Below are 7,541 nucleotides of genomic sequence, written 5' to 3' on the forward strand. Positions count from 1 at the left end.
TAGTCAATAGCATCCATCAACTCGTGGTAGCTATTGACTATTGACAGACCGCCCTTCCAGAGCTCTCCCCGGTTAACTCAAACAGCTTGTTAAGTTGTAAAAATAAAGAACCAGCCCGAAAACCGCTTCCGGGCTGGTTCAGTCCTTAATTTTGAGGCCCCTGCGTGATTGTAGCCGTGTTGTTGCTGCCAAACTGGCCGAAGCGGACCATATTGCCATCTCCGCCCTGCGTCAGTGTCAGCGAATTGCCATTGCCCCCCTGAATTGCTCCGGCCCCGTTATAGGGGCGGGGTGCCGATTCCAGACCGGTGAGCGAATTGCCATTGCCGTCCTGAAGAATCGTGGCCGTGTTGGATGACCCGTTTTGCAGCAGATCCAGCGCGTTGTTGCTGCCCGTCTGCGTGATCCCGGCCCGGTTCTGACTCCCGTAGGCCTGTTCGACCGCTGCGTGGTTGTCGTCGCCGGTTTGCGCAACATCGATCTCGTTAAAATGCCCCCCTACGATAGAGGCTCGGCCTACGTTTCCGTTTCCGGTTTGAGTCACCGAGGCCCGGTTGTTGTTCCCAAACATGGACTGAGCGCTGCCCTCGTTGCCATCGCCGACCTGCGTTACACTAATTTCATTGTTCGACCCCTGCCCCCAATTGACGACCGCCCAGGCAAAGTTGTTATTTCCCGTTTGGGTTGCGGTCGTTCGGTTGTTCGTCCCCTGGTACCCCATCGAGAAGGCATAGCCTTCATTGTTGTTGCCGGTTTGGGTTACCGAAGACTGGTTGTGGCCACTGCCATCGAAATCACCGGCCCCGCCCACGTTGTTGTCGCCAACCTGCGTGATGATCGCTTCGTTCTGCGATCCGGCGCCATAAGCATCCCTGAGATTGTAGAGGTAAACCTGATTTCCGTTCCCCGTTGTCGAAATAATCCCCTGGTTGCTGTTGCCCGTCTGGTTAAAATCGACCTGATTTTGGTTCCCACTGATTGCAATCGATCCGGCATTGCTGGTCCCCTGCTGCGTGATGGAACCGTAGTCCGGGACACCATTCCCGTTGCCGTTCTGACTGAGAGACAAGCTGTTCCCGTTTCCCTGTTGCGTAACCGGTGCGGTATTGCCATTGCCCGTCTGGCTGACCGATAACGTGTTGGATTGAGCGAATGCTGCACCGGCGGCAATGACGGTGGTGAAGGATAAAATGAACTTTTTCATGGTTTTTAAAGGATTAAAAGTGAAATAAGAGGTACTGTTTTACTGTTTGATGATCCGAATAGGCTTCCGTTTCTCGGCCTCTCCCTGGCTGATGAGTAGGTACATGCCGGGAGCCAGCGGAGAGAGATCAATTTCCGGAAGAAAACCGGGCTGGGTCACTGCACGGACGGTTTTTCCCTGCAAATCGGTCAGGATGTACGACTGGAACGGTAGCGCGGGATACAGAAAGACCTTACCCGTCGTCGGATTCGGATACACGGTTACGGGTTTTAGCTCGGCCGACGGCAGGGATGCAACCGCAGCAGGGGAAGCCTCCCGATTAGACGACGTGGTAACGGCCCCGCAGGTAGTTCCCATCAGTTCCAGATTGAACGACATGTCCGAGCTGCCCGCATTGAACTGGTGAACTTCGGCAGTGATGACATTTTCGCCGTTGACAAACGCCGTTCTGGGTAAAGTTATCGTCTGCCAGATCGCTTCTTCCCCATCTCCCAAACCGGCCAGAGCCGTTGTCGTTGCCGAAATGGTACCGGTGGGCATATTGTTTCGAAACACCTCATTCCCATTGACATACACCACCACACCGTCGTCCCGTAACACCCGCATGTCAAACCCATTGTACACCGATGCGTCGGACAGGGTTATCTTTTTGCGGAAATACGTCGTGATGTATTTGTTGGCGGCACTGGGACCGTAGCTGACAAAGTTGGGGGCCGTGGGCGACGTCGGGTCGCCGATTTCGCCGTAGCTCAGCCGGGTGGTGCCCTGTTTCCAGGAAGCATCGTTGTACGAAGCGGTGCGCCAGGCGGTTCCCGGATCGGTCCCGTTATCGAGGTATTTCCAGGTAGCCCCACTCGCAATCAGCGTTTGGGAAGGCTGCGTATCCTTGATGATCGTGAATTGATCCCGAACCTGGCCGTCTTCTGCAATGAACTTGGCGTCAAGCCGTTTGCCTTCCACCTCCAGATACATCGACCCGCCCACGGTTTCGATGGACGTTTGCATGGCGTTATGGGGCCAGCCTTCCTTGGTTGTCGAACCCGGATCAATGCCCGCGCCACTCGCTCCGCAGACGACGTAAACGATGCCTTCGTTGACCGGAGCGGTTGAACTTTTGTAGTAATAACAGGAGTTGGGCGACCCGTCATACCGTCCGCTCGACTGGCCGTTGTTGAGAGCCGGGGCGTTGTGAAGCTCCGGATTGAATTCCGTTTCGGTACCGGTATAGTTGCGTACCAGCCGCGACCGTTCGTAGACGTGGCTGTGGCCGTTCAGGACCAGATCGACCTTATACTGATCCAGAACCGGCAAAAGCCGCTGGCGGATGTCCCGCAGTTCGTTGGCCAGATTAGCCGGTGAGTCCGAGTCGTGCGAGCCTTTTGTGTACGGCGGATGATGCCAGAAAACAATGGTCCATTGAATGGCGGGATTGTTCTTGATCGCTTCCAGATCCTTTTTCAGCCAGATCATCTGCGGACCGTTAGCCCCAAAAATGGTCGTTCCCTGCCCCGGTTCATACCCGAAGGAATCCAGGCTGATGATGTGAATATTCCCGTAATTGAACGAATAGTATTCCTCTTTCCCGGAAGCCACTCCGCCCGCTTCGGCATTCTTGAAATGCGACATCACGTCGAAATAGGCAATGCGGTGGTCGGTACGCTCGGTTTTCGTCAGGTTGTTGTTGGCATAGTCGTGGTTACCGGGTGTGGCATACGAAGGCGTCTGCTTGATGATGCGATCATTCTTGTACACATCGAACAGGTTCTTCTGGTATTCCGTATCCAGACCGCCCGGATAAGCATTGTCGCCCAGCCAGAACCACAAATCGACGTAGTTGCTGCCCACGTGGTTCATGAACGCATCCCGCACGTTGAGCTGCCGCTGGGTGCCTTCCCCAAAATCACCCATCGCCCAGATGCGGGTTTTCTTGGCGGTTCCGGTGGTGGGAGCGGTAAAAAAGTAGTTGTCGGCCGTGCCCTGCAAAACCAGCGTTGGCGTCTCAGCCGCACCAACCGAGTAATAATACTTGGTGTTGGGCGTCAGATTGGTCAAACTGACACTGTGGTCGGTGGCCTGAGTCGCTTCGTAGACAACCTGGGTCAGACTACCCGGCGAGGAGCCATACCGCACCAGCCCCATCGAAGCGGAACTGGTTCGCCAGCGCAGGGTCATTCCGGTGGGCGTTCCCATCTGCAGATACGGCCCCCGCAGCAATTGAGTAGTCGGGGTGGTCCCGCCGATTCCGACCAATTCCAGGTTGAAAGCCATATCCGAGCTGCCCGCACTGAACTGGTGGACTTCGACGGCGAGGGTATTTTCTCCGTTGTTCAAGATGGTTTTGGGAAGCGTCACCTTCTTCCAGATGGCCTCTTCGCCATCGCCCAGGCTGGTAGACGCCGTGGTTTTCGACGTGATGGTGCCCGCTGGCATGTTGTCGCGCAAGACCTCCGCCCCGTTGAAATACACCACAATGCCGTCGTCGCGCAATACCCGCAGCTCATAGCCATCCGGATACTGTGCGACATCGACCATGATTTTCTTGCGGAAATAGGTGGTGATGTACTTGTTGGTAGCACTCGGCCCGTAGCTGACAAAATTGGGTGCCGTGGGGGATGTAGGATCGCCAAGTTCACCGTAACTCAGGCGGGTAACCCCTTGCTTCCAGGTACCATCGCTGTAACAAATTGAACGCCAGTCGGTTCCCTGATCGCTGCCGTTGTCGAGATACTTCCAGGTAGCCCCCTGGGCAACCAGCGTTAGCGAGCTGCTTTGCGCTTTCACACGGTTTTCCGTGGAGAGAAGAAGAAAAAGCCCGGTCAGGAGTAGTAAGTAGGTTTTCATACGAGTCAGTATTTAGAATTCGGATCAATTTTCTGACTGTATATCATCGAAGCGGTCGCGAGGTTAACAACTGATTTGAGAAAAGTTTGATCCGGGCTACTGATAACCTCAACCCATTCGTGCAGATACTTTACTGACAAAGGGACAAACTCCCAATCAGGCCTGAACCTCTGAGATAAATCCAACTATTTCATTGATTTTGCAAGGATTTTGCTTACCTATGTCAACCCGGTGAGGACGTAAGCCCGGTTTTTATGGCGACTGATTTGGATACTCCCTGTGCACGCTTTGATCAGGAAAATCTGGCGTTTTATCAGGCACTGCTGGCCGACCAGACCCAGGCCTGGGAGTGTCTGTACATCCGCTCCTACCGGGTATTTATTCCGTACGCCAGTCAACGGAGTTCTATTTCGACGGACGATGCACTGGATATTTTACAGGATGGGCTGGCCGAATTTGCCTTGAAATTGAAAAATGGAAAGTATGTCTTTCAGGGAAAAGCCGTAACCGCCTACGTCTTCACCGTATGCCGGAACCGCTGGGTCAACTTCCTGAAAAAGAACCGGATTCGGAAGCTGGATGCAGGCACAGAGGCTGTTGCGGAAGAGAACGATTTCATTTGGAATGAACCCAACCCGTTCCTTTCTACGTACCTCGAAAATTCGGAAGATGACCTTCCGGAGAACGAAAACCGGGAGAACCCGGCGGAGCGGGATGCGCTTTGGGAAGATAGTGAAACCGATTGGGAAGCCGTCGGACGGTCGTTTGCGGAAGTCGGCGAAGACTGCCGGGCGATGTTGCACTGCTTCTACGTCGAAGAAAAGTCACTGGCTGAGTGCGGAGCCCGCATTGGATTACAGGAAAACTCCGCCAAAGTCAAGCGGTTTCGGTGTGCACAGCGCATGAAAGCTTTGTATACACAGTATAAAAGAGAGTAATATGGAGTTATCGGAAGAATTACTCGAACAAATTGGGGATTACCTGTCCGACCGCATGGCGCCCGCCGAAAAAGCGGGTTTCGAAAATCGGATGCAGAGCGACGAATCGCTCCGGCAGGAAGTGGCTATGCAACTCGAAATAAAGCAGGGGTTGGCTTTTCTGGCTCAAAAACAGCGATTCAAAACGTTGCATTCGGACCTGGAGAAGCGTGGTTTATTGAAGGATGAGGCCTTAAAACCGGAAACTGATGAATCGCAGCCAGCGGAAATCCCTGTCATCGAGCTGCCCACCAGCCGCCGGACTGAACTTCGCCAGAGCTGGTCTTATTTTTCGACGGCGGCATCGGTTCTTCTTTTGGTGGGCCTAAGTTGGGCGTTGTTCCAGAACTGGTCGGATAAACAGGCGTTAATGGCTCAGAATGAAAAGTCGTTCGAGATCTATTTCTCTCCGGTTCCCAAACCACAACCCGTGCTACCGATCGATCCGGATCGGGTGGCCGCGCCAGTGGAGCCAGCCCAGGCCCGCTCCGATTCCGTCCGTCTGACCGAGGCCATCGATGCCTTGCAACAAAACGACACCCGGCTGGCCATCAGTCAATTGACGTCGATCAGCCAGGGAAAGTCCGGCCATTGGACGGCTACCGCCTACTGGTATCTGGCACTGGCCTATCTGAAAGCTCAACAACGGGAAGAAGCCCGAAAAATGGCCCAGCAACTGGCCGATCAAAACGGCCATCCTTATCAGCAAGAAGCGCGTGAACTGATCGAACATATTCAGCAAAACCCATGAAAACCAATTGGTTACACGGTTTCTGGAGCTTATTATTGGCCTTGTCAGCTGCGGCTCAAACGGAGATCAATCCGGGGCTGCTGCTCGATGATGCCGCTTATGAAACCGCTCCATACCAGGAAATTGTCACCAAGAAGAAGTTACCCACCCGTGTTTCTTACGAAGCCTACTGCCCGTCGGTGCAGGCCCAGGGTAGCTACGGCACCTGCGTCGGGTTTGCCTGCGGCTACTACCTTCGCACCATTCTGGCGGCCAGAGTGAAGCAGATTACCAATAAAACCGCTCTGGATCAACTCGCTTTTTCGCCCTCTTATCTCTACGAAAAAGCCAAATCGGAACGGGATTATGCCTGTTCGGAAGGAATCTACCTGTCGAAAGCCTTCGATGTCCTGAAAAGTGTCGGGGTAGTGCCTTTCAAAAACTTCCCCTACCCTGCCTGCGGACAGAAAACCGAAGCCGTCGATGCCGTCGCGGCCCGGTTTCGAATCGATGGATACGAGCGGCTTTTTAATGTTCTTGAACCGGACGAGAAGAAAATGTACCGCCTGAAAAAAGCCCTGGCGGATGATGGCCCGGTGGTTATCGGGATGGTGGTTCCACCATCTTTCCTTTTTGCCGGGAAAGTCTGGAAACCCGCCCCCGGTGACGACCCGGCCAACAAACGGCTCCGTGGTCACGCCCTGTGCATCATCGGCTACGACGACACCTTGTATGGAGGGGCTTTCCGGGTTGTAAACAGTTTCGGAAAAGGCTGGGCCGACCGGGGATTCTGCTGGATCAGTTACCGGGATCTGGTTCACTTCACCCGGTACGGCTACAGGATCAACCCGCAAAAACCGGCGGTTCTGTAGACCCGCTTCAGCCCAATCAGGAGGTCGTGTATTTGCCTTCTTTCTTCAGCTTGCCTGACATCGCTTTCCGCATTTTCTCCACTTTCGGCAGCGACACATTTCGGATATAGGGCTGATTGGGGTGCAGCTTGCAGTAATTCTGGTGATACGTTTCGGCGGGATAAAAGACCGAAAACGGCACCACTTCCGTCACCACTTTATTGGAATAATGCTTCGAGTCATTGACCCGCTGGATGGATTCTTCAATCGCCTTTTTCTCCGTTGGGTTTCGGTAAAACGCAACGGATCGGTAATCGCGGCCCACATCTGGCCCCTGTCGGTTGCGAGTTGTGGGGTCATGGCTGGCAAAAAACGCATCGAGCAGCTCACGGTAACTAATGACGCTCGGGTCGTAGTATACCTGCACGGTTTCGGCATGACCGGTTTCGTCGGTCCCTACCTGCTCATAAGTTGGATTTTTCAAGTTCCCGCCTGAATAGCCCGAAATCACTTCCCGAACCCCTTTCAATTGATCGAAGGCTTCTTCCTGCGCCCAGAAACAACCGCCGGCGAAGGTAGCAACGGCTTCTCCCGGTTGAAGGACTGGTAATTTGGCAAAATTCGGGGTAGTACCCAGAAGCTGTGCCTGAGCACTGACCGTCCAGAGACAGAAGAATACACTTAAAAACAGGCTGGTTTTCATGATCATAATGCGATTAAAGGGATTCACCGTAACGGTTTTACCCCGGTCAAAGAAAAACGCAAACCGGCACTGGTTTGTTGCTTTTTGAGGTTCAACCGCACAAACTTGGCCTTTCCTGAAAACAAAAACTCCCCGACCGGCCTGGCCAATCGGGGAGTCTGCAAAAAATCATTCAGGAACTTAGTTCGGATACCCCGGATTCTGTGGTTTCAGGTTGGGGTTGTTCAACATCTCC

At 53.8% G+C, this 7,541-nt stretch carries 6 protein-coding genes; 3 read left to right on the forward strand and 3 right to left on the reverse strand.

Going from position 1 to position 7,541, the window contains the following annotated elements:
- Positions 1–145 precede the first annotated feature (145 nt).
- Both F0P93_RS31140 and F0P93_RS31145 read right to left on the reverse strand, forming a co-directional pair.
- Entirely contained in the window at positions 146–1,204 is a 1,059-nt protein-coding gene (locus tag F0P93_RS31140; protein ID WP_150881706.1) for a hypothetical protein, read from the reverse strand.
- 39 nt (positions 1,205–1,243) lie between these two features.
- Positions 1,244–4,045 carry a metallophosphoesterase gene (locus F0P93_RS31145; RefSeq protein ID WP_150881707.1) on the reverse strand — a complete coding sequence of 934 codons (2,802 nt, stop codon included), beginning with the start codon at positions 4,043–4,045 and terminating at the stop codon, positions 1,244–1,246.
- 254 nt (positions 4,046–4,299) lie between these two features.
- On the opposite strand from F0P93_RS31145, the gene F0P93_RS31150 reads away from it, so the two are divergent.
- The 3 genes from F0P93_RS31150 to F0P93_RS31160 are packed head-to-tail and all read left to right on the forward strand — an operon-like array spanning position 4,300 to position 6,624.
- Positions 4,300–4,983, forward strand: a complete 684-nt coding sequence (locus F0P93_RS31150) for an RNA polymerase sigma factor (protein ID WP_150881708.1) — start codon at positions 4,300–4,302, stop codon at positions 4,981–4,983.
- Between the two features lies 1 nt (position 4,984).
- Positions 4,985–5,773: a tetratricopeptide repeat protein gene (locus tag F0P93_RS31155; protein WP_150881709.1), complete on the forward strand. Its 789-nt coding sequence runs from the start codon at positions 4,985–4,987 to the stop codon at positions 5,771–5,773.
- Positions 5,770–6,624 carry a C1 family peptidase gene (locus tag F0P93_RS31160; RefSeq protein WP_150881710.1) on the forward strand — a complete coding sequence of 285 codons (855 nt, stop codon included), beginning with the start codon at positions 5,770–5,772 and terminating at the stop codon, positions 6,622–6,624. The genes F0P93_RS31155 and F0P93_RS31160 overlap by 4 nt, the downstream gene beginning before the upstream one ends.
- A 16-nt stretch (positions 6,625–6,640) precedes the next feature.
- Here the strand turns inward: F0P93_RS31160 and msrA are convergent, their stop codons facing one another.
- Positions 6,641–7,306: a peptide-methionine (S)-S-oxide reductase MsrA gene (gene msrA / locus F0P93_RS31165; RefSeq protein ID WP_150881711.1), complete on the reverse strand. Its 666-nt coding sequence runs from the start codon at positions 7,304–7,306 to the stop codon at positions 6,641–6,643.
- Positions 7,307–7,541 lie beyond the last annotated feature (235 nt).

This window comes from Larkinella humicola (assembly GCF_008727875.1).
GTDB lineage: Bacteria > Bacteroidota > Bacteroidia > Cytophagales > Spirosomataceae > Larkinella > Larkinella humicola.

Excerpts from the sequence above, each read along its gene's own strand:
- F0P93_RS31155 (WP_150881709.1), top strand. The coding sequence starts at position 4,985 with ATGGAGTTATCGGAAGAATTACTCGAACAAATTGGGGATTACCTGTCC.
- F0P93_RS31140 (WP_150881706.1), bottom strand. The coding sequence starts at position 1,204 with ATGAAAAAGTTCATTTTATCCTTCACCACCGTCATTGCCGCCGGTGCA.
- msrA (WP_150881711.1), bottom strand. The coding sequence starts at position 7,306 with ATGAAAACCAGCCTGTTTTTAAGTGTATTCTTCTGTCTCTGGACGGTC.
- F0P93_RS31150 (WP_150881708.1), top strand. The coding sequence starts at position 4,300 with ATGGCGACTGATTTGGATACTCCCTGTGCACGCTTTGATCAGGAAAAT.
- F0P93_RS31145 (WP_150881707.1), bottom strand. The coding sequence starts at position 4,045 with ATGAAAACCTACTTACTACTCCTGACCGGGCTTTTTCTTCTTCTCTCC.
- F0P93_RS31160 (WP_150881710.1), top strand. The coding sequence starts at position 5,770 with ATGAAAACCAATTGGTTACACGGTTTCTGGAGCTTATTATTGGCCTTG.